The organism is Flavobacterium sp. CHNK8 (assembly GCF_019774515.1).
GTDB lineage: Bacteria > Bacteroidota > Bacteroidia > Flavobacteriales > Flavobacteriaceae > Flavobacterium > Flavobacterium tiangeerense.
The window spans coordinates 1,905,031-1,926,685 of record NZ_CP081492.1 but is presented as its reverse complement, the minus strand read 5'-3'; the positions used below and the strand labels follow the sequence as shown (position 1 = coordinate 1,926,685).

The following is a 21,655-nucleotide window of genomic DNA, read 5'->3' as shown; positions in this document are numbered from 1 at the left end:
TTCATGAAAAAATTAATAGCATTAGTAATTCTCAGTATTTCATTTCACTCTTGTATCAAAGAGCAAGAAGGCAATGGTTCTAAAGAAGATATTTATGGGAAATGGAACTTGGTTTCCATGTTTGGATCAAGACCGAATTCTGTTACAACTGGTGAAGCAATGTCTTGGCAAGAATCGTATACTTTTGACAAGGACAGTACTTTTACTAAAACTCGGGTAGATAACGCAAAAAGCACAACAGTATCAGGTACATTTTCTTTTAAAAAAGAAACTGATGGCGAATACTTAATTCTTACTCATACAAAGAAAACGGAACTCATAGGCAGTTGCATGGGAAATTTGCAAGAGATTTTCTATTTTTCAGATGAAAATACCCTTTCAAGTACTTGGAAAAACTGTGATGGACCTGGTTTAGAATACAAGAAGTAATTTTACTAAATGTTATTTTTTGTGTTTTAAGTGTTCAATGGAGTTTCTAAACTACTAAATTTTTTATAATTTTTTTCCATTGTAAATCCTTTAAAAATGGAATAGTTTACCTTTGAAGTATGCTAAAACAGGTAAATATTCTTTGAAATAATTTACTTACTATTTACTTAGAATACTTAAATGTTTTGGTTTAACCTCAAAAACGAACCATGATAAAGACAGATGCATACAAACATGAATACGAGCGTTTACAAACACTTGAATCGTATTCGATTTTAGATACTTTGCAGGAAGAGGAATATGATAATTTAACGTTTTTGGCTTCGCAAATTTGTGGTACACCTGTAGCTTTACTTGGTTTTGTTGATGAAACAAGACATTGGTTCAAATCAACTGTAGGAATTAATAATCTAACTCAAAATCCTAGAGAATATTCTTTTTGCACGCATGCAATTCAAGAGCCTAATACTGTTTTCATTATTCCAGATGCTCGCTTGGACAACCGCTTTCTTAATAATCCCTTGGTTACGGGTGATATGAAAGTTGTTTTTTATGCAGGCGTTTCTCTGGTAAATGATGAAGGTTTTCCATTAGGGACTATTTGTGTAATTGATCATAAACCTAATTCTTTGTCGCCAGCACAAATTAAATCGTTAGAAGCCTTGTCTCAACAGACAATGAAACTACTAGAATTAAGAGTTAATAAAATTAAATTAGAAGGAGCGCTTCATTCACTAGAAAATAAGAATATTGAGTTAGAACAATTTGCATATACGGCAGCCCATGATTTAAAATCTCCATTGGCTAATATATCGGGTCTTACAGATTTTTTAATCGAAAATTACAATGACAATATTGATGAAGAAGGCATCGAAATCATTCAATTGATTAAAAGTTCCTCTTTAAAATTAAGAGAAATGATAGAGAGTTTGTTGCTGTATAGTAAATCAAACAAATTGTCCCATGAAAACTACACCAAAGTATCCATTTCTAAACTTGAAAAGGAACTTGTTGATCTCTTTTCTTTTAATTATAATTGCAGTATTGTAATACAATCGGAGTTGCAATTTGTAGAAACTAATAAAACAGCATTTGAGCAAATTTTAATCAATTTAATTTCAAATGCTATTAAATACAGTGATAAAGAACAAACAAGTATAAATATTTTCATTTCTGAAGAGGTTGATTATTACAAAATTACCGTATCAGATAATGGTGCTGGTATTGAAAAGGAACATCAAGAAGTAATTTTCGAAATCTTTGAAGTCGCTATAGATAAAGATCGTTTTGGAGAAAAAGGTCACGGGATAGGATTGGCTACTGTTAAAAAAATAATCGAAAATATGGGAGGAGATATTACAGTAAATTCGGAAATAGGACTTGGTGCTACGTTTGATTTTACTTTGGCGAAAGCCGAAAAAAAGTAATATTTTATGACTACAGTTTTAGAGGCTAACCGGAATTAAATCGCAATACCAAAACCCAAAGTCATACACGCTTTCATCACTAGTATCACAAGCTGTATTAGAGGACTCGTTTGTTGCTGGTTTTTCATATTTTCTATAGACAATTTCTCCTTTTTCGAATAGTATAGGTGTAGAGAATATTGGTCCATCATAGGTAAAAGTATGAAACTCTCCGTTTTCTCCACAAACATCTACATCGCTTGGCAAATCATCCAAAAAATCTTGATCTATAGTTCTTCCTACAAAACTTTTGTCTAAAAACCGTTCGTTTACACAAACAACAATGGTTTTAAATCCCAATGAAATGAACTCCTGAATTAAGTCTTGAGTTGGCGTTTTCCATAGCGGAAACAAACCTTTTATTTCAACTTCGGCAAGTTTATCTTCACGGTATTTGCGTAAATCTTCTAAAAATATATCCCCAAAAATAGAATGTGTAATGCCTTGTACTTTGCAATTTTTTAGGGTTTCTTTCATGATGTTATCATAAATTTCCATGGTAGGCATTTCTGGAATTTGCATGATTTCAAGCGGTAATCCAATGCTTTTAGCCTGAAGTTCTAGTAAATCTACACGCACTCCATGCATGGATACGCGCTGGTATAACTGGTTTACACTTGTAAGTAGTGTTATGATTTCAAGAGTAGGGTCTTGTAGGGTCTTGTATAATGCTAGTGCAGAGTCTTTGCCGCTGCTCCAGTTAAAAAGGGCTTTGTTTTTCATACGATTTAGTAATACAAAAGTTTTGACGAAATATAAACGAATTTCATACAGAAAACCTTTGTAACTTTGAATTTTAAAGGATTATTAAGCAATGAAAAAAGTTCTATTTTTATTATTTTCAACAGTTGCCATGGCACAGCAATCAAATCACGTTGATTTTATAACTGCTTTGGGCAAAGTTACAATAAATGATACTTCAAAAATTGTAGAGGGTACAGTAGAATTTGAATTTAAAGTGTTAAATTCAATTGACACCATAAAAATTGACGCTCAAAATATGGAGTTTTTTAATGTGAAATTAAATGATAAACCGGTTCCATTTATAAATACTCGTAAAGAAATGCAAATTGTTTTTCCATTTGTTAAAGGCAAAAACAACTTGACTTTTGATTATCAGGCAAAACCCAAACAAGCCATTTATTTCATAGGTTCGAAAGCTACAGATGATTTACAGATATGGACTCAAGGGCAAGGAAAGTATACAAGTAATTGGTTTCCAAGTTTTGATGATGTAAATGAAAAAGTGGTGTTCAATTTGGATATTATTTTTGATAAAAAGTATGAAGTTTTGTCGAATGGGGTATTAAAAAAACAATCCAATCAAGGTGAAACAAAAAAATGGGAATATCGGATGGAAAAACCCATGAGTTCGTATTTGTTGATGTTAGCCATTGGTAAATTTAGAAAACAAACGCAGCGTTCAAAGTCAGGTGTTCCTCTAGAACTATATCTAGATGAAAAAGACAGCCTCCTTTATGAAACAACCTACATGCATACCCAAAAAATATTTAATTTTTTAGAAAAAGAAATAGGTTTTAATTATCCTTGGCATGTTTATAGACAAGCGCCGGTTAAAGATTTTCTTTATGCTGGAATGGAGAATACGAGTGCAACTCTTTTTAATACGCGCCATGTTGTGGATGCTATAGGGTTTAAAGACCGCAGTTACCTGAATGTAAATGCACATGAATTAGCGCACCAATGGTTTGGAAACTTGATTACGGCAGAAACAGGTACACATCACTGGTTGCAAGAGGGATTTGCAACCTATTTCGCATTATTAGCGGAACGTAACATTTATGGAGAGGATCATTTTTATCATGCCTTGTATGAAACAGCGCAGCAATTAAAATTTGCATCTAGAACTGATACCATTCCGGTTTTAAATCCCAAAGCAAGTTCTCTCACTTTTTACCAAAAAGGAGCGTGGGCGCTTTTTGTAGTGCATGAAACTTTAGGATACAAAAATTTCAAGAAAGTGATTAAAAACTATCTCCAAAAGAACGCATTTCAAAACGTAAATACACAAGATTTTTTTGATGAAATTGCAAAAGTTTCAAAATTTGATACTGAAAAATTTAGTAAACTATGGCTAGAAACTACAGCTTTTAATACATTAGAAGCTAATGAATTATTGCTGAAAAATAAATCTATTCAACAGCTTTTTGAAGTGAACAAACTAAAGAATACACCATTTCAAGAAAAGAGACAGTACTTAGAAAAAGTAATGCAATCGGATGTTTATTTTAAAGTCAAAGAAGCAGTTTTAAGTCAGATTCAAAAAGAAAGTTGGAGCGATAAACTTAAACTCTATCAATTGGCTTTAAACTCTAATAATACATCTTTACGACAATTGCTGGCAGTTATGGTCACTACAATTCCAGAAAATTTTAGATTGCAATATGAAACCTTGCTTTTAGATGCATCTTATGAAACGCAAGAAATTGCATTGACCACTTTATGGAATAATTTCCCGAATCATCGAACACGCTATTTGGATGTATCCAAAAACTGGATTGGTTTTAAAGATTTAAACCTTCGAATTGTATGGCTTTCAATGGCGCTGGCAACACCAAGCTATGCTTTGGATCAAGATAATTTACAAAAGGAATTGATATCCTACACGGCTCCAATTTACGAAGCAAGCTTGAGGCAGAATGCATTAGAACAGCTTTTACTGAATCAAATTTTGAGTGATGAAGTGTTACGAAGTCTAGTAAATGCAACCACTCATCATGCTTGGCAGTTTTCTAAATTTGGTCGAGAAACAATCCGAAAATTGCTAAAAAATTCTGAAATAAGAACTGTTTTTCAAACCTTGCAACCCACTCTTTTAGAACAAGAAAGGTTACAATTGCAACGGTTATTGAATGAATAGTTTATGAAGTTGAAACTAATTGGTTACCACAACTCACTTACTTCGTTTTTTAGGTAAGCCAGCGCAGCATTACTTGGAGATTGTTTGTCTAGTAAATCATTTAAGATTTTTTCTCGCATGGCGTCAGCATTTACAATATCTTCGGTTCTACTTACTTTGCGAATCATTTGAATCGTACTGTTCTTTGCAGTCAAAATAATAGTCCAAGAAGCATCGGATAGATACAATTGTTGGGTTAAATTATGTTCAAACTCTTGTTCAATTTGCGAGATAATCAAGTTTTCATAGTCACTTTTTTCTTGAGAAATAGGAGCAACTCTCAACAACATTTTAGTGGGATTGATACGCTCTAGAAATAACACCATGCGCTCGTATGCTTGAATTCTTTGCGGAAAAGCTAGTTTTTGATTTTCTTTTTGAATCAACCATCTTCGGGTATTTTGTTGATCTTTGAAATAAGATATAAAAATAGAATAAGCAACACCTCCAGTAATCAATGAGGGTAATGTATAAGCCAGTATTTCAAGAATTTTTGTCATGTTTCTATTTTCTAATTTTTTGCAACAAAAATATACTTTTTTAATCATAAATCAACCCCTGTTTAAACGAATAACTGCAAATGGAATCTTATTTTTGCATACAATTCTTTAGAAAATAATAATACAACTCAATGGATTCATATATTTTACCATTATTATGTTTAGCAGCATTCGCGGCCGGTTTTATTGACGCAGTAGTAGGAGGAGGTGGTCTTATCCAAACTCCTATGGGACTTATTCTATTACCAAGCTTGCCCGTTTCAACGGTTATTGGTACCCTAAAAGTTCCAGCTTTTAGCGGAACGTCTTTTGCGGCCTATCAATATTTAAAAAAAGTAACTTTAAACTGGAAATTACTCGCTGTAATGATGGTATTAGCATTTCCTTCTGCCTTTTTAGGATCTACCATGCTCACGTATGTAAGCAATGATTTTATGAAACCAGTGCTCTTAGTTGTTTTGTCATTGCTAGTAGTGTATACTTTTGCAAAAAAGAATTTTGGCCAACATATTGAGAAAAATCAATCCACAAGAACCCAAATTGCGAATGCAATAGGAATAAGTTTTGTGATAGGGATGTATGATGGTTTTATTGGGCCTGGAACGGGAAGTTTTTTGGTTGTTGCCTTTATAGTTATCATGGGTTTTGATTTTTTGCATGCTTCCGCCAATGCTAAAATGGTCAATTTAGCAACAAATTTTGGCTCTATTTGTTTGTTTATCGTAAAAGGAAAAATTATTTGGGCTATAGCTTTGCCCATGGCTGTATGCAATGCTTTAGGAGGCTGGCTTGGTGCAAAAGTTGCTATAAACAAGGGGAATTCCTTTATTAGGATCTTCTTTTTGATTGTCGTAGTGGGTACATTAATCCGTTTTGCTTATGATGTTTTTTGGAAATGAAAAGCAAGTAATTCAAAGCATTTAGATTCAAATATACAAATGCAAATGTTGTCGTATTTACATCTAAAACTTCGTTCAAATTCGTTATTTTTGCTTTACAAAATATACAATTATCCATGCAGAATTATATAGATCAACTTAATGAAGCCCAACGTGAACCTGTTTTACAAAAAGATGGTCCCATGATCATTATTGCTGGTGCAGGCTCAGGAAAAACTAGGGTGTTGACCATAAGAATTGCTTACCTCATGCATCAAGGAATTGACGCATTTAGCATCCTTTCTCTAACATTTACCAATAAAGCAGCTCGTGAGATGAAAAAAAGAATCTCAGATATTGTAGGAGCTGGTGAGGCCAAAAACTTATGGATGGGTACTTTTCACTCGGTTTTTGCCCGTATTTTAAGGTCAGAGGCTGAGCATTTAGGATACCCATCTAACTTTACTATTTACGATTCGCAGGATTCTCTAAGAGCAATTTCGGGAATTATTAAAGAAATGCAGCTGGATAGAGATGTGTACAAACCCAAACAGGTTTTAGGTCGTATTTCTAATTTTAAAAATAGTTTAATAACGGTTAAAGCCTACTTTAACAATCCGGAATTACAGGAAGCCGATGCTATGTCTAAAAAACCTAGAATGGGCGAAATTTATCAAAATTATGTAGACCGCTGCTTTAAAGCAGGTGCTATGGATTTTGATGATTTGTTATTAAAAACTAACGAGTTGCTTACACGATTCCCAGAAGTATTAGCCAAGTACCAAAACCGTTTTAGATACATACTTGTTGATGAGTACCAAGATACGAATCACTCTCAATATTTAATTGTAAGAGCTTTATCAGATAAATTTCAAAATATTTGCGTTGTGGGAGATGATGCTCAAAGTATTTATGCTTTTCGAGGTGCAAACATCAATAACATTCTTAATTTCCAAAAGGATTACGAGGGTGTAAAAACTTTTAGACTAGAGCAAAATTACCGTTCCACAAAAAATATTGTTGAAGCCGCAAATACCATAATCGATAAAAATAAGGTAAAGCTAGATAAGATCGTTTGGACCGCAAATGATTTTGGACCCAAAATAAAAGTTCATAGAAGCTTAACAGATAATGAAGAAGGGCGCTTTGTGGCAAGTACTATTTGGGAACAAAAAATGCAGCAACAACTTACTAATGGGGCATTTGCTATTTTATACAGAACCAATGCGCAATCTCGTGCTATGGAAGATGCTTTGAGAAAAAGAGACATTCCTTATCGTATTTATGGAGGCTTATCTTTTTACCAAAGGAAAGAGGTAAAAGATGTTTTGTGCTATCTTAGACTAGTTATTAATCCTAAGGACGAAGAAGCCTTGATGCGTGTGATTAATTATCCTGCAAGAGGAATAGGAAATACAACTATTGAAAAGCTAACCATTGCTGCAAATCATTACAAGCGTTCTATTTTTGAGGTAATGCAAAATATTGAACGAATTGATTTAAAATTAAATTCGGGAACCAAACAAAAACTATTGGATTTTGTAACCATGGTTCAGAGTTTTCAGGCCATTAATGAAAATCAGGATGCCTTTTATCTTGCCGAACACGTAGCCAAGAAAACAGGTTTAATTCAAGAACTTAAGAAAGATGCTACTCCTGAGGGAATGGCTAAGATTCAAAATATTGAAGAATTGTTAAACGGTATCAAGGACTTTACCGAAGGCCAAGTTGAGGTTGATGGCGCCAGAGGATCTCTAGCGGAGTTCATGGAGGATGTAGCCTTAGCAACAGATTTAGACAAAGATACCAGTGACGAAGATCGTGTGGCACTTATGACAATTCACTTGGCAAAAGGATTAGAATTTCCTCATGTTTTTGTGGTGGGAATGGAAGAAGATTTGTTTCCAAGTGCCATGAGTATGAGTACCCGAAGCGAACTTGAAGAAGAACGTCGTTTGTTTTACGTAGCGCTCACTAGGGCTGAGCATCAAGCGTATTTAACCTACTCTCAATCTAGATACCGCTGGGGTAAATTAACAGATAGTGAACCGTCTCGATTTATTGAAGAAATTGACAGTCAATATCTGGAATACATGACACCTCCAGAAAATAATTATAGATACAAACCCATGATTGATAGTGATATCTTTGGGGATATTGATAAATCTAAATTACGTCTTGCAAAACCCTCAAATGGAGTTCCACCCGTAAAAAAATATAGTGAACCAGAACGTAATCAGGAGATTACAATTCGAAAATTAAAACCTTTAAATAGTAACGCGCCATCAACTAATACAGGAATGCTTGAATCGGGTCTCATGGCTGGTAAAATAGTGATGCACGAACGTTTTGGCAAAGGCGAAGTTTTAAATTTGGAAGGAGTAGGAGCTGATAAAAAAGCCGAAATCAAATTTGAAGTTGGAGGTATAAAAAAATTACTATTACGCTTTGCCAAACTTAATATCATCGAATAAGATTTAAAAATAAACCTGCAAAGGTTATTAGAAAGTCTAAATTAAAGCAACTTAACATATAAAAAATGGCTCAATTTATTAAAATATACGAAAATAATCCAAACGAAGCTGCAATAGCAAAAGTGGTAAAAACACTTCGTGATGGAGGGCTAGTTATTTATCCCACAGATACAGTGTATGGTTTGGGTTGCGATATTACTAACACCAAGGCTCTTGAACGTATTGCAAAAATCAAAGGAATCAAACTTGACAAAGCAAACTTCTCTTTTATTTGTCATGATTTAAGCAACCTATCAGATTATGTAAAGCAGATAGATACACCCACATTCAAGATTTTAAAGAGAGCACTTCCTGGACCGTATACTTTTATTTTGCCCGGTAATAATAATTTACCAAAAGAGTTTAAAAAGAAAACTACAGTAGGGATCAGGGTTCCAAACAACAGTATAGTTCTTGAAATAGTAAAACAACTAGGGAATCCAATAGTCTCTACCTCAATAAGGGATGAGGATGATGTAATTGAATATACAACTGATCCTGAATTAATATTTGAGAAATGGCAAAACCTTGTAGACCTTGTTATTGATGGGGGGTACGGAGATAATGTAGGATCTAGTATAATAGATTTGTCTGGAGATGAACCAGTTGTGATTAGAGAAGGGAAAGGTGATTTAAATATTTTATAAAGAGTTTATGATGACATTTTTAAGGGTAATTTTAGTTTTGTTTTTAGTGCAAAATACTGTTGCACAATCTATTTCTGGTAAAGTTGTAGATGAAAAATCAAAACCTATTGAAGCTGTAAATGTCTATTTTGATGGAACAACAATAGGTACTCTTACAGATAAAAACGGAAATTTCACCCTTAATTTTGGTGCTAAATTAAATAGTATTTTAGTTGTAAACTGTTTAGGATATAATCCAGAGTATATCACTAATTTTAAACCAAATGAATTCTTAAACATAAAACTTAATATGTCTGTTAATGTACTCCGTGAAGTGGTGGTACAGCGTGATGGTTTTCCAAGAGCACAAAAGATGGAGGTTTTTAAAAAGCAATTTTTAGGAACTACAAAACATGGAAAAAGTACCGTTATTGAAAACGAAGAAGATATTTATTTTGCATATGATGCCAAGACAAAAGTTCTAGAAGCTTTTGCTGATAATCCTTTGCGAATTATTAATAATTCTCTAGGATATAAGATAAACTACCAACTTGTCAAATTTGATTGCAAATTATATCCATGGACAACTATGCCTAAAGCGGTCAGAAATTGTTACTATGCCGGTCTTACTCGATTTGAAAGTATATCCAATCTTGCTAAAATTAAGAAAAAAAGAAATGCTGTTTACGATGGTTCTCGTTTGCATTTTTTTAGAAGTGTAGCAGCTAATAACTGGAAAAATGATGGTTTTAGATTGTTTAGAAAGAGTTGGGAAGTAAATCCCGCGGCTTTTTTTGCTGTTAAAGATACTCTTGATTTTAAGAAGATTACGGTTACTACCAATAAATATCAACCTGCTATTGTGAAAATTTTAGCTGAATTTGATTTATTACGAAAAGGGGATCAATCTAAAATAATTTTTGAAACGGATACTTTTTTTGTAGACAAACTAGGAAACAATTCCCACTCAGACAAAATTTATTTTTCTGGTTCTATGAGTGAACAAAAAGTAGGAGATATGCTTCCTATGGATTATGGAATTAATTGAATCTAAATAAAATAGTTTCAATCAAAAGGGAATTGTAAGACTAAGTTTTAGAGCTTTTTTTTCTATAAAATGCATAGTGGTCTTGAACTATTACATATTTCCTAATAGATATAAATCGAATAGGTTATATCAAAACAAAAGTGAAAAATGGTTTTCTTTTTTTTAAATTAGATTAGTTCAGCTTAATATTGAATCTATTTAGTATTACGCTTCCACAGTTTAACCAACTCATACCATAATACAGAAACTGCACCAACTCCAGTGGCTATCAATACTTGTTTCACGGTAAGATGTTCAAATTGAAAAAAATTGGTGAGTGGTTTTAGATAAAGCAACAATCCCGTAATAGCTATGGTAATTCCTGTAATTATGAAAACCAAATTGTTTTTATATTTTAAAGTAGTCAAAATAGAATAGTAAAAAGAACGGTTTATTAGAGTTAAAAATACATTTGAAGTCACTAATACCACGAAAACCATTGTTCGTGTGATGTTTTCATTAAACCCATTGTATACTGAAAATTGATAAACAGATAAAGTTCCTATTGTAATAATTAAACCCTGAAGTATACTTGTAGAAAGTTCTTTCCAGCTAAAAAAAGTAGTGGTAAATGGTCTTGGTTTTTGCGTCATTGTATTCTTTTCCATAGGTTCATTTTCATAGACTATGGAGCAAGTTGGTCCCATAACTAATTCTAAAAATATAATGTGAATGGGTGAAAAAATATTGGGATAAATCCATCCTAATGCCAAAGGGATAAATACGGTAAGTATAATGGGAATATGTATGGATATGATAAATTGTATTGCTTTTTTTAAATTTGAAAAGATTTTTCTACCCATTGCGATAGCATCTACCATTTTTGATAAATCATCATTGATTAAAATAAGTGATGCGGCTTGTTTAGCAATTTCGGTGCCTTTTTTTCCCATTGCAATACCTATATGAGCAGCTTTTAGTGCAGGGCCATCGTTGACACCATCTCCAGTCATGGCCACAATTTCTGAATTCGATTTTAGTGCATTTATGATTTTTAGTTTTGCCTCCGGAAACATTCTAGTAAATAAATTGATTTCTGAAACTTGTTTTTTGAATTCTTTATCGGATAATTGCATTAATTCGTCACCAGAAATACTTTTCTCATAGCCTATAAATCCTATTTGTTTGGCTATTGATGAAGTGGTTTCGGCATTGTCTCCAGTGATGATTTTTACTTTAATTCCTGCTTTATAAAAATGTTGCAACACCAGATGGATGTTTTTCTTTGGCGGATCATAAAAAGCTACAAGTCCATAGAATTCAAATTGAAATTCTTGTTGGGTTTTGGGATAATTTTTTTCTTCAAAAATTGCTTTTCCAACTCCTAAAATTCGATATCCTTCAGCTGATAATTCCTTTATTGCGTTTAAGATTGCAGCTTTTTCTTCATTCGAAAGTTTTGAAATGGCCATTATAGCTTCTGAAGCACCTTTGGCAGCAATAATCATTTCTCCGGTTTTATTTTCGAAAATATGTGTCATCATAGGAGGTTTTCCAGATAATGGATATTCATGAATCATTTTAAAATCGGGCCTTTGGTCATTTTCAATAACTTTAGAATAGATTTCGTGCAAGGCTGTTTCCATGGGATCAAAAGGAACGGGTTCACTTGCCCACATGGAGGTGGTAATTAATTCTTTTTCTTCATTGGATAATTTATTTCCAATAGCTGTAATTTTTTGAGATTTGAGTGTAAATATTTTAGCGAGACTCATTTTATTTTCGGTAATCGTTCCTGTTTTGTCAATGCAAATTACTGTAGCGCTTCCTAAAGTTTCTACAGTCTTCATTTGTTTAACGATAATTCCATTTTCCATCATTCGCCAAGCACCAAGAGCCATAAAAGTGGTAAATGCAATAGGAATTTCTTCGGGTAAAACACTCATAGCAAGTGTTAATGCTTTGAGCAAGCTGTCTAATATATTATGAGAATTTAAAAAATTTATTATCCAAACAATCACAAAAATTACGGCTCCTGCAATAGCCATTTTTTTTACAAAATTGCCAATTTGAACTTCTAAGGGCGTTTTCTCTTCTTGAATTTCTTCTAGGCTTTTACCTATTTTCCCTAATTTAGTTTCGGCGCCAATAGCAGTAATGGTTGCAATTGCTAGTCCGCTTGCTACGGTTGTACCGTGATAAACAGCGTTATCTTTGGTCGATTTGTCTTTGGTAACCGACATAGATTCTCCAGTGAGGATAGATTCATTTACAGAAAAATCATTTGAGGATTCAATGATTCCATCAGCTGCAATTGCATTTCCTTCTTCAATTAATAAACTGTCACCTATTACTAATTCTTCGGTCTTTATTTCGATAACTTCACTATTTCTAATGACTTTGCATTTGGGTTTTGTAAAATCTTTTAATTTTTCTAAAGCGTTATGACTTCTTGCTTTTTGATAAGATGAAATTGTAGCTATCAAAATAATTGCTGAAGCTAAAAAAATACCATCCGAAGTTTTTCCGCTAATGAAATAAATGGTTGATGCTACCAACAATAAAATGGTCATAGGATCTTTTACAATCTGAATTAAGCCATTTAAAAATATATTGGTTTTTTTATAGACCGTTTTATTCTGACCGTATTTTTCTCTTGCTTCAACTACTTGCGCATCTGTTAAGCCATTAATATTAAAGGTATTAGAATTCATAGGAATGTTTGATAATATTGAGGATTTTAGTTTAATATCTAGGTTTAAAGTTTCAAATTCCGCAATCGCAGTGCATTTCCTATTACCGAAACTGAGCTAAAACTCATTGCTAGGGCAGCTATCATTGGCGAAAGCAAAATTCCAAAAAATGGATATAAAACTCCTGCTGCGATTGGTACACCTAGCACGTTATAGAAAAAGGCAAAAAATAGGTTTTGCTTACTATTTCTCATAACGGCATGGCTTAAATTTTTGGCTTTTACGATGCCTTGTAAATCGCCTTTTACTAAAGTTATCTTGGCACTTTCTATGGCTACATCGGTTCCTGTCCCCATTGCGATTCCAATGTCAGCTTGCGCCAATGCAGGTGCATCATTGATACCATCTCCTGCCATAGCTACAATATTGCCTTCTGCTTGTAATCGTTTTATTTCTTTGAGTTTATCTTCGGGTAAGCAACCTGCTTTGTAAGAAGTTAAATTCATTTCATCCGCAACAGCTTTGGCAGTATTCACATTGTCTCCAGTAAGCATAATTACTGCTATACCTTGACGAATTAATTCTTTTATGGCTGCTGCGCTAGATGTTTTTATAGCATCGGTAATGGATACAAAACCAACAGCAACGCCATCTACAGCAATATAAGAAACTGTTTTTCCAAGTTTTTGTTCGGTACTAATTTTGTTTTCTAAATCATCTGAAACTGCAGCTTTTACTTGTTCCATTAGTTTTTTATTGCCTAATGCGATCTTTTTATTGGTTACTGTTCCTATAACTCCTTTTCCTGCAATGGCTTCAAAATCTTTAACTTCAATTAAAGAAATAGATTTTGTTTTAGCATAATTTACAACGGCTTGCGCCAAAGGATGTTCACTGTATTGATTTAATGAAGCGATGTTTTGTAAAAGATCATTTTCGTCATTATTTGACGAATAAACCTTTTCTACCGATGGTTTTCCTTCCGTTATTGTTCCAGTTTTATCGGTTATTAGCACATTAACCTTATTCATATTCTCTAAGGCCTCAGCATTCTTTATTAAAACTCCTGATTGTGCCCCTTTCCCCACGCCAACCATAATTGACATAGGTGTTGCCAAGCCTAAAGCGCAAGGACAGGCGATAATTAATACCGCTATGGCATTTATAAAACCATAAACTAATGATGGTTCAGGACCAAATTTTGCCCAAATGAAAAAGGTTATAGCCGAAATAATAACTACAGTATGTACAAAATATTTAGCAATCTTATCGGCTAATTTTTGAATTGGCGCTCTTGATCTAGAAGCATCATTTACCATTTGAACGATTTGTGAAAGCAAGGTTTCTGAACCTACTTTTTCAGCCATCATGACAAATGATTTGTTGCCGTTTATCGTTCCAGAAATTACATTATCGCCTTTCTTTTTGTCAACAGGAATGGGCTCGCCCGTAATCATGGATTCATTAATACTGCTTTCGCCATCAGTGATTTTTCCATCCACAGGAATTTTTTCTCCAGGTTTTACCCGCAATAAATCGCCTTTTTTGATATCGTGAATTGAGATTACTTTATCGCTTCCATCGATAACCAAAGTAGCTTCTGTTGGTGCGAGTTTTAATAATTCTTTGATGGCACCGCTTGTTTGACTGTGCGCTCTGGCTTCGAGTAATTGCCCCAATAAAACCAACGTTAATATGACCGTTGTCGCTTCAAAATAAAGTGAAACGGATCCGTTGTGTGTTTTAAATTCAGCCGGAAAAATATTTGGAAAAAACAATCCAACCAAACTAAACAGAAAAGCAACACCAGACCCAATTCCGACTAAGGTGAACATATTCAAGTTCCAAGTAATTATCGATTTCCAAGCACGCTCAAAAAACATCCAACAGGCATAAAAAACAACAGGAAGCGATAAAAGTAGTTGTACCCAATTCCATTTTGAGGCCTCCATTAATTCTAATAATGGATTGTTATGTAGCATTTCTAACATTGAAATCACGAAAATAGGAACAGTAAATACGACTGCTATTTTCATTTTTTTAACCAAATCTTTATAGGTCTTTTGGTCTTCGGTATCACTTGGATTCATTGGTACTAAATCCATTCCGCAAATAGGGCAAGCGCCTGGCGTTTCGCTAATAACTTCGGGATGCATTGGACAAGTATATGAGGCTTTACTAACAGTCAAGTCTGGTCCTTTGACTAAATCCATTCCACATACAGGACAATCGCCTGCTTTATCATATACTTTTTCGCCCTCACAATGCATCGGACAATAATATTTGCCATTAATAGTAACTGGCACTTTAATTTCTTTTTTATCGCTATGGGTATGAGTAGAGCAACAAGATTTTGAAGTAGTTTCATTGGTTATTACCAGTTGAGGTATTTCACCGTTAATCATTTCTATATTATATTTTCCATCAGCAGCTAAAGCTTCTTGAAACTGTGTTGTAGGAATGTGCTTTACCATAGTAATAGTAGCTATTGGTGGATGTAATGAAACTTTTGCTTCAACGCCATCCATAGCATTCAATATTTTTTCGACTTTGGTGCGACAACCATCACAAGTCATTCCGGTAATGTTGTAAGTGTGTATCATTTTTTATTTCAATAAATACGATAAATTAAACTTGTAATGACTTACTAAGTTCAATTCAGTTTTGTAATGTTGAATTATTTACTTTCCTCTGTTTTTTCAGGAACAGGCTCTGTTAATTTCATACCACATTTTGAGCATTTGTCATTCATTTTTCCTTGTACTTCGGGATGCATTGAGCAGGCATACCTATTTTCTTGATTCCCCATCATTTTAGTTTTATTGTTCATTATTGTACTGTCATTGTCCATCATGGTACTATCATTGTTCATCATGAGGGAATGATCTGTTCTAGTTTCAGTATTTTTTTTATTACAAGATACCAATACGGTTGCCATTACTATGGCTGAAAAGAGTATTTTTTTCATTTTTTTTAGATTTTAATTCATAAATAGTTAGACCATGTTAAGCGATACAAATACCTTTTGTTTAGAATTTAATGAAGGTCGTGCATAATTGATTTATTTTATTGCAATAAATAATACTAATTTACTGATTTTGGGATTGATAAACTAGTATTTATAGTTGTAGCATATTTTATATTTTAAGTAGGAAGGAATAACTGTTTAAACTAGCTGTAAATCTTGGTGAGTTTTAGTTATACTTTTTTTTAATCGGCTTTGGTGGTTTTGGGTCTTGGTGTTTATAATAGGAATATCAACTAGTATTATTGACAATTCATTTAGTATTTCTTCAAAAGTTTGCTCTAGTAATTCAATAGTTTTTTCCATTTTTTGAGCATTTTTTAAATCTAAAAATTAGTCGTCAAATTCAATATATAAATCATTTTGTACTTGCGTAACACCTGGAGCATTCCATGCAATTCTACTAGCTTCATTTTTCTGATAACAAGAATCTACGTGTCCAATTAAAGTAACAACATTATCAACTACATAAACACGGATATCTTTGTTTTTTATCGCGCAGTTGCGCTCAATGGCAATTTCAATATCTTTTTTTTTAATGGTGTCTTTTGATGAGGAAATTATTTTGATATTATTTGTAATTCCTGTAATTCCGATGAGGTTATTAAGTGCATTTTTAGTTGCTTCTTTTTGATAATTCCATTCGAGTTGGCCACTCAAAAATACCCATCCATTTTCAACAAGGACTTTAATTTTTTCGGTTGGAATATCCCAATGCCACATAAAAATATTCTCAATTACATTCTTAATTTCAGTATCGGGTCTACTTTCATCGGTACCGCAAACCACTTTGATATCTTCGAGTACTGTTGCTACTCCAGCTACGTTTTTAGCAGCTTGTTCAGCTTCGTTTTTTTTAGCATAAGTATTTACTGATCCGGTTAGAGTAACCACGCCTCTATTAGTCATTACCCCAATTTCTGCGGCTTGCAATAGGGGTTCCCAATTGATTGCATCCACAACATTTTTTTGCAGTTCTTCGTTGCTTTTCATTTTGAAATTATTTAGTTTATAATGTATGTAAAGCTTTAGTTTTCATATAGATCTTAAAATGACCCAGAGCATCAAAAAAAATGATTTTTGTTACTTTAATTGGAGTTGGTCAGTAGTTATGGAATGGCGAAAACTACTTCATTTTCTGTCTTTACCTTATCTTCAAATGAATTGAAATTACTGATTGTTACCCTAGCAATTTCGTCTAAAGCTTCTTTAGTAAAGAAAGATTGGTGTGGCGTAATTAAAACATTATTAAAAGACATTAGTCTTTCGATTTGGTCGTCTTTTATAATTTTATCTGATAAGTCTTTAAAGAAAAGGTTTTCTTCGCCTTCATACACATCGATTCCTAAATATCCAATTTGAGCATTTTTTAGCGCTTTGATTGCATCCTTGGTATTGATAATGGCTCCTCGACTTGTATTAATGATCATAGTTCCTTTTTTTATTTTTGAAAAAGTCACATTATTAAAAAGATGTCTAGTTTTTGGAGTTAAGGGACAATGAATTGAGATAATATCAGATTGTTCTAATAATTTTTCAAAAGAAACATATTTGACTCCTTTTTCAATCAGTGATTTAGATGGTAAAATATCATTTGCGATAACTTTGCAACCAAATCCAAGCATTATTTGACAAAAAGCAGTTCCAATTTTTCCGGTTCCAACAACACCAACCGTTTTTTCAAACAGATTAAAACCCATTAAATTTTGAAGCGAAAAATTATTTTCCCGAACTCTATTGTAAGCTTTATGTGTTTTTCTGTCGAGTGTTAAGATTAATGCGGTTGCGTGTTCTGCAATGGCTTGAGGCGAATAAGCGGGTACGCGCATCACTTTTATGTTATGCTTTGCAGCAGCCTCTAAATCTACATTATCATAGCCAGCCGTTCGCAAGTCAATCAGTTTTATGTTTGCTTTTGCAAGTTGGTCAATTACATTAGCATCTAGTTTATCAGTCAATTGAATGCTTACTGCATCAAAACCTTTTACAACGGAAACTGTTTCTGCATTTAGCGGAGTTTCAAAATAGGTGAGTTGGTGTTTACCTTCAACATTAAATTTATCAAGATATTCACGTTCGTAATATTTTGTACTGAAGATGGCTATTTTCATTTTTTGAGGACTATTTTTAATTTTATTTAGTTGATTATTTGTTGTTTATAATTCAATTTTTAATTTACAAGCTGTAAGTTTCTATTGTCAGTGAAAACTGTTTTAGTCTTATTGTATTCTATTTCTGCTCTGCATTTTTGTATTGTTAGTCTTGCCATTAGATAACTCACCGTAGATTCTGCTCCTTGATTGAGGTTGATGTAGTCTTCTTCTAAACCATCATAACAACCACCTGTGCACGGATTGTAAATTATTTTTTGGAGATGATTGTTACCCAGAAACCAACTAAAAGCTGTTTCCATTTTTTGTAGATAGGCAGTATTTTTAAAAGTATCGTAAAATTTAGCTAGAGCCAAGATGGTATAGGCAACATCAATAGGTTGTTCTCCGCCAATTACTTCTTTTGTAACGGCTTTGTTATAGTGTAACCATCCTTTATTCGAAATGACTTTGATAGAATTTTCAGTTATTGTTTTTGATAATAAAAAATCAAAGGAAGTCTTGGCTATTTCTTTGTAAATCATGTCGCCGGTAGCAAGGTAAGCACAAAGTATGGCTTCGGGAAGAATGCTGTTTCCATAGGTCATATAGCTCTCAAACCAATGCCAATTTGCTTTAGATTCATGTCTGTACATTTGAACTAATCGGTTCGCTAATAGTTTTATGAGCGCCTTATTTTCAAAATTCATTTCTTTTTTATTGCTGTAATAAATTCCTTTTATAGTAAATGCCATTGCCCTTGTTGAATGCATGCTGGTAGCTGATTCTAAGGCAGCTTGCATTGTTTTTTTGGCTTGGGTGATTAATGATTCTGGTAATAAATCATGCATAGAAGCTAGAAATCCTAGCGCCCAAATTGCTCTTCCGTTAGAGTCTTCTAGATTTTCACTATTCTGATCTGTAAACTTTTTATTTTCGTTTACATAATTCAAAAAGGAACCGTCTTTTTGTTGACAAAACTGGATAAACTGATAATATTGAGTGATATAGGCCAAATCTTTCTCATCATTTGTCAATTCAAAATGCTGACACATGGCTACTAATGCTCTTGCATTATCATCTAGAGTGTAGCCGCTATTTAAATCGGGCTTGTTGATAATGGAGAACTGTATCATTGCAAAAGGCGTGGTCAAACTTTTAAAGTGTTCTAAATTGATTGCGGGAGTTTTGTACTTTAATTTAGATTTTCGATCCATTACACTATTTAACAACAAGGCATGTGCAATTGCAGCGTTTTCCCAAGCTGTTGGCGCCATTTTATGAATGCCTTTATTGGAGATTTCCTTACATAACTGTGGATTGTTTAATAAATTTAAAACTTGTTTTTGCAATTGCTCTGAATTTTCGAAGTCAATAATTATTCCGCCTCCATTTTTTAATAATTCAGAAGCATGGGGAATAGGGGTAGAAATTACGGGACAACCACAACTTATAGCATAAGAAAATGTTCCGCTCACCGCTTGATTTGGATCTTTTGAGGTAAAAAGATAAATATCCGTAAGTTGCAAATAATCCAGTAATTGCTCAAGCGGTAAATAAGCATTGATGAATTTTACATGCTCTTTTAGCCCTAATATTTCGATTTTTTGCTCTAAACTATCGCGGTATATTTCACCTTCTTCCTTAACAACTGATGGATGCGTTTTCCCAATTATAAGAAAAAGAATATCTGGATTTTCAACAACAATTAAGGGCATGGCATCTAATGTAGTTTCTATTGATTTTCCAGAACTCAATAATCCAAAAGTTGAAATCACTCTTCTTTTTGATAGGTTGTATTTTTCTTTTAAAGCTTCCTTATCCGTATGTTTTACTAAATGAGTTCCGTGTGGAATGACGGTAATCTTGTTTTTTAAAATACCGTAATCGTTTTCCAATAATTTTGCCGAAGCATTTGTCATAACTATAAATGAATCTACAAGCGCATTCATTTCGGCTATGTTTTCTTTTAATATTTCACTTGTATTGGGTAGTACGGTATGAAAAACAATAATTATGGGTTTATTTATTGCTTTTAAAAAAAGGATAAAATCTGCTTCATTCGTTTTGAACAAACCAAATTCATGTTGTATTAATGCAAGAGCTATATACTTATTACTATTGATATTTTGTGCAAGAGCATCATAAGAATATCTATTGTCCGTTTCTAAAACATAAGTTACCTCATCATCATAAGCATACTTATTATTTTGCAATTCCAAGGCTGCAATTTTAATGTTGAAGGTATTCTGGAATTTGTTGTTTAACGCTAAAATTAAATCCTGTGAATACGTAGCTATACCACATTCACGGGGTGGATAAGTAGTAATGAATAAAATTTCGGGCAGGCTTTCTTTTTCTTGAATTTGAGTTTTATTCAAATTATAAGATGTACCATTTTGAGCTGGAAATGTTTTGTTTCGATTTGATCTTAGTTTATTTATCATCTTGTTTATTGTAAAGTAATAATTCTTTGATTAATGCCGAAACGGAAACAGAAGTAGTAGCAATTCTCTCGTCTGCAGCACCATAATAAATGTATAAAGTGTCATCGAATACTACAGCTCCCGTTGGGAAACAAACGTTATTTACTTCGCCTTTTAGTTCCCAATCTAATTCGGGTTTAAATAGGGGATAAGGTAAGCGAGCGATTTCTTTTCTTGGATCCTCCAAATCTAGTAAAGCGGCACATGCCGAATATATATATCCGTAAAGACCATCTTTGACACCGTGGTAAATGATTAGCCATCCTTGATCTGTTTCTATGGGAGGACAGCCACCACCTACATAACTAATTTCATGATCATGTTTTGAACTAAGCAGCACATGATCATTAAAATTACTTAGATAATCTTGATAGAAGGCTTCGGTCAAATCTTTTAAATTTTCAACGCCTACAACTATTTGAATATCAGGTTTTATTCGATGCATGAAGTGAAATTTCCCTTTAATTTTTCTTGGAAAAAAAATAACATTTTTATCCCAAATCAGTGATTTTTCCAAATCAGATTCTAAAACACCAATGTGTTCGTTGTAACGAAAATATTTTTTATTAATAGGACTACTTTGCTCTGCCAGTTGATCAAATGCAGCATAGCTAATTTGTGGAACTATAATTCCTTTTTTTTCAAAATGAATTAAATCTTTAGAAATAGCAAGACATCCTAACGCGTTTATACCATCATAGGCAGTATAAGTTAAGTAGTATGTGTCTTCTATTTTTACAATCCTAGGATCTTCCATGCCTTGACATTCGTAGTCAAATTCAGGCGATAGCAGTGACTCCGTGTCTCTATTTTTTACTACTAAAGGCCCTTCAAGTTTACAATACCCAATGCTGGAATGATTGCCTCGGCTTACTGCACGATAAAACATATGTACAAAATTGCCATCTCTTATGGCAGCTGGATTTAGTACACCCTCATCTTCAAATGGAATTAACGTTTTGGCTAATAATACCCCTTCTTTTTTGACTTGTATCATTTGTT

At 33.3% G+C, this 21,655-nt stretch carries 17 protein-coding genes; 7 read left to right on the top strand and 10 right to left on the bottom strand.

Features of this window, described 5'->3' with window-relative positions:
• Positions 1-3: 3 nt before the first annotated feature.
• Together K5V07_RS08150 and K5V07_RS08145 are read left to right on the top strand one after the other, a co-directional pair.
• Positions 4-429, top strand: coding sequence for a hypothetical protein (locus K5V07_RS08150; protein WP_221917070.1), 426 nt, complete (start codon positions 4-6; stop codon positions 427-429).
• A 209-nt stretch (positions 430-638) separates the two neighbouring features.
• The gene (locus K5V07_RS08145; RefSeq protein WP_221917069.1) at positions 639-1,856 is read left to right on the top strand and encodes an ATP-binding protein; all 1,218 of its coding nucleotides are present in this window, start codon (positions 639-641) and stop codon (positions 1,854-1,856) included.
• Between the two features lie 18 nt (positions 1,857-1,874).
• On the opposite strand, the gene K5V07_RS08140 is transcribed toward K5V07_RS08145, so the two are convergent.
• The gene (locus tag K5V07_RS08140) at positions 1,875-2,618 is read right to left on the bottom strand and encodes a diphthine--ammonia ligase (protein WP_182651026.1); all 744 of its coding nucleotides are present in this window, start codon (positions 2,616-2,618) and stop codon (positions 1,875-1,877) included.
• Positions 2,619-2,709: 91 nt separating this feature from the next.
• On the opposite strand from K5V07_RS08140, the gene K5V07_RS08135 reads away from it, so the two are divergent.
• Positions 2,710-4,776: a M1 family metallopeptidase gene (locus K5V07_RS08135; protein WP_221917068.1), complete on the top strand. Its 2,067-nt coding sequence runs from the start codon at positions 2,710-2,712 to the stop codon at positions 4,774-4,776.
• 23 nt (positions 4,777-4,799) lie between these two features.
• Here the strand turns inward: K5V07_RS08135 and K5V07_RS08130 are convergent, their stop codons facing one another.
• Positions 4,800-5,315 carry a hypothetical protein gene (locus K5V07_RS08130; protein ID WP_176330691.1) on the bottom strand — a complete coding sequence of 172 codons (516 nt, stop codon included), beginning with the start codon at positions 5,313-5,315 and terminating at the stop codon, positions 4,800-4,802.
• Between the two features lie 131 nt (positions 5,316-5,446).
• Here K5V07_RS08130 and K5V07_RS08125 point away from each other — a divergent pair, with 131 nt between their 5' ends.
• The 4 genes from K5V07_RS08125 (at position 5,447) to K5V07_RS08110 (ending at position 10,380) form a co-directional block, all read left to right on the top strand.
• Positions 5,447-6,214 (top strand): TSUP family transporter, encoded by a 768-nt coding sequence (locus K5V07_RS08125; protein WP_221917067.1) that lies wholly within the window; start codon positions 5,447-5,449, stop codon positions 6,212-6,214.
• Positions 6,215-6,330: 116 nt separating this feature from the next.
• The gene (locus K5V07_RS08120) at positions 6,331-8,667 is read left to right on the top strand and encodes an ATP-dependent helicase (RefSeq protein WP_221917066.1); all 2,337 of its coding nucleotides are present in this window, start codon (positions 6,331-6,333) and stop codon (positions 8,665-8,667) included.
• A 65-nt stretch (positions 8,668-8,732) separates the two neighbouring features.
• Positions 8,733-9,353, top strand: coding sequence for an L-threonylcarbamoyladenylate synthase (locus K5V07_RS08115; RefSeq protein WP_086453380.1), 621 nt, complete (start codon positions 8,733-8,735; stop codon positions 9,351-9,353).
• A 7-nt stretch (positions 9,354-9,360) separates the two neighbouring features.
• Positions 9,361-10,380, top strand: coding sequence for a carboxypeptidase-like regulatory domain-containing protein (locus K5V07_RS08110; protein ID WP_221917065.1), 1,020 nt, complete (start codon positions 9,361-9,363; stop codon positions 10,378-10,380).
• Between the two features lie 194 nt (positions 10,381-10,574).
• On the opposite strand, the gene K5V07_RS08105 is transcribed toward K5V07_RS08110, so the two are convergent.
• From K5V07_RS08105 to K5V07_RS08070, 8 genes are all read right to left on the bottom strand, one after another.
• Complete coding sequence (locus K5V07_RS08105; RefSeq protein ID WP_221917064.1) at positions 10,575-13,073, bottom strand: cation-translocating P-type ATPase; 2,499 nt, start codon at positions 13,071-13,073, stop codon at positions 10,575-10,577.
• A 44-nt stretch (positions 13,074-13,117) separates the two neighbouring features.
• Positions 13,118-15,655 (bottom strand): heavy metal translocating P-type ATPase, encoded by a 2,538-nt coding sequence (locus K5V07_RS08100; RefSeq protein WP_221917063.1) that lies wholly within the window; start codon positions 15,653-15,655, stop codon positions 13,118-13,120.
• A gap of 74 nt (positions 15,656-15,729) precedes the next feature.
• Positions 15,730-16,020, bottom strand: coding sequence for a heavy metal-binding domain-containing protein (locus K5V07_RS08095; protein WP_221917062.1), 291 nt, complete (start codon positions 16,018-16,020; stop codon positions 15,730-15,732).
• 198 nt (positions 16,021-16,218) lie between these two features.
• Positions 16,219-16,383 (bottom strand): hypothetical protein, encoded by a 165-nt coding sequence (locus K5V07_RS08090; RefSeq protein ID WP_221917061.1) that lies wholly within the window; start codon positions 16,381-16,383, stop codon positions 16,219-16,221.
• A 27-nt stretch (positions 16,384-16,410) separates the two neighbouring features.
• Positions 16,411-17,070, bottom strand: coding sequence for a BON domain-containing protein (locus tag K5V07_RS08085; protein ID WP_221917060.1), 660 nt, complete (start codon positions 17,068-17,070; stop codon positions 16,411-16,413).
• Positions 17,071-17,186: 116 nt separating this feature from the next.
• Positions 17,187-18,188: a 2-hydroxyacid dehydrogenase gene (locus K5V07_RS08080; protein WP_221917059.1), complete on the bottom strand. Its 1,002-nt coding sequence runs from the start codon at positions 18,186-18,188 to the stop codon at positions 17,187-17,189.
• Between the two features lie 59 nt (positions 18,189-18,247).
• On the bottom strand, positions 18,248-20,614 hold the full coding sequence (locus K5V07_RS08075; RefSeq protein WP_221917058.1) for a glycosyltransferase: 2,367 nt from the start codon (positions 20,612-20,614) through the stop codon (positions 18,248-18,250).
• On the bottom strand, positions 20,604-21,650 hold the full coding sequence (locus K5V07_RS08070) for a pesticidal protein Cry7Aa (protein WP_221917057.1): 1,047 nt from the start codon (positions 21,648-21,650) through the stop codon (positions 20,604-20,606). Before K5V07_RS08070 ends, K5V07_RS08075 begins: the two co-directional genes overlap by 11 nt.
• Positions 21,651-21,655: the final 5 nt, after the last annotated feature.

What these genes read in the sequence shown, in the direction of transcription:
- K5V07_RS08110 (WP_221917065.1), top strand. Translation starts at nt 9,361, where the DNA reads ATGATGACATTTTTAAGGGTAATTTTAGTTTTGTTTTTAGTGCAAAAT.
- K5V07_RS08135 (WP_221917068.1), top strand. Translation starts at nt 2,710, where the DNA reads ATGAAAAAAGTTCTATTTTTATTATTTTCAACAGTTGCCATGGCACAG.
- K5V07_RS08125 (WP_221917067.1), top strand. Translation starts at nt 5,447, where the DNA reads ATGGATTCATATATTTTACCATTATTATGTTTAGCAGCATTCGCGGCC.
- K5V07_RS08120 (WP_221917066.1), top strand. Translation starts at nt 6,331, where the DNA reads ATGCAGAATTATATAGATCAACTTAATGAAGCCCAACGTGAACCTGTT.
- K5V07_RS08115 (WP_086453380.1), top strand. Translation starts at nt 8,733, where the DNA reads ATGGCTCAATTTATTAAAATATACGAAAATAATCCAAACGAAGCTGCA.
- K5V07_RS08090 (WP_221917061.1), bottom strand. Translation starts at nt 16,383, where the DNA reads ATGGAAAAAACTATTGAATTACTAGAGCAAACTTTTGAAGAAATACTA.
- K5V07_RS08085 (WP_221917060.1), bottom strand. Translation starts at nt 17,070, where the DNA reads ATGAAAAGCAACGAAGAACTGCAAAAAAATGTTGTGGATGCAATCAAT.
- K5V07_RS08100 (WP_221917063.1), bottom strand. Translation starts at nt 15,655, where the DNA reads ATGATACACACTTACAACATTACCGGAATGACTTGTGATGGTTGTCGC.
- K5V07_RS08095 (WP_221917062.1), bottom strand. Translation starts at nt 16,020, where the DNA reads ATGAAAAAAATACTCTTTTCAGCCATAGTAATGGCAACCGTATTGGTA.
- K5V07_RS08080 (WP_221917059.1), bottom strand. Translation starts at nt 18,188, where the DNA reads ATGAAAATAGCCATCTTCAGTACAAAATATTACGAACGTGAATATCTT.
- K5V07_RS08140 (WP_182651026.1), bottom strand. Translation starts at nt 2,618, where the DNA reads ATGAAAAACAAAGCCCTTTTTAACTGGAGCAGCGGCAAAGACTCTGCA.
- K5V07_RS08105 (WP_221917064.1), bottom strand. Translation starts at nt 13,073, where the DNA reads ATGAATTCTAATACCTTTAATATTAATGGCTTAACAGATGCGCAAGTA.
- K5V07_RS08070 (WP_221917057.1), bottom strand. Translation starts at nt 21,650, where the DNA reads ATGATACAAGTCAAAAAAGAAGGGGTATTATTAGCCAAAACGTTAATT.
- K5V07_RS08130 (WP_176330691.1), bottom strand. Translation starts at nt 5,315, where the DNA reads ATGACAAAAATTCTTGAAATACTGGCTTATACATTACCCTCATTGATT.
- K5V07_RS08075 (WP_221917058.1), bottom strand. Translation starts at nt 20,614, where the DNA reads ATGATAAATAAACTAAGATCAAATCGAAACAAAACATTTCCAGCTCAA.
- K5V07_RS08150 (WP_221917070.1), top strand. Translation starts at nt 4, where the DNA reads ATGAAAAAATTAATAGCATTAGTAATTCTCAGTATTTCATTTCACTCT.
- K5V07_RS08145 (WP_221917069.1), top strand. Translation starts at nt 639, where the DNA reads ATGATAAAGACAGATGCATACAAACATGAATACGAGCGTTTACAAACA.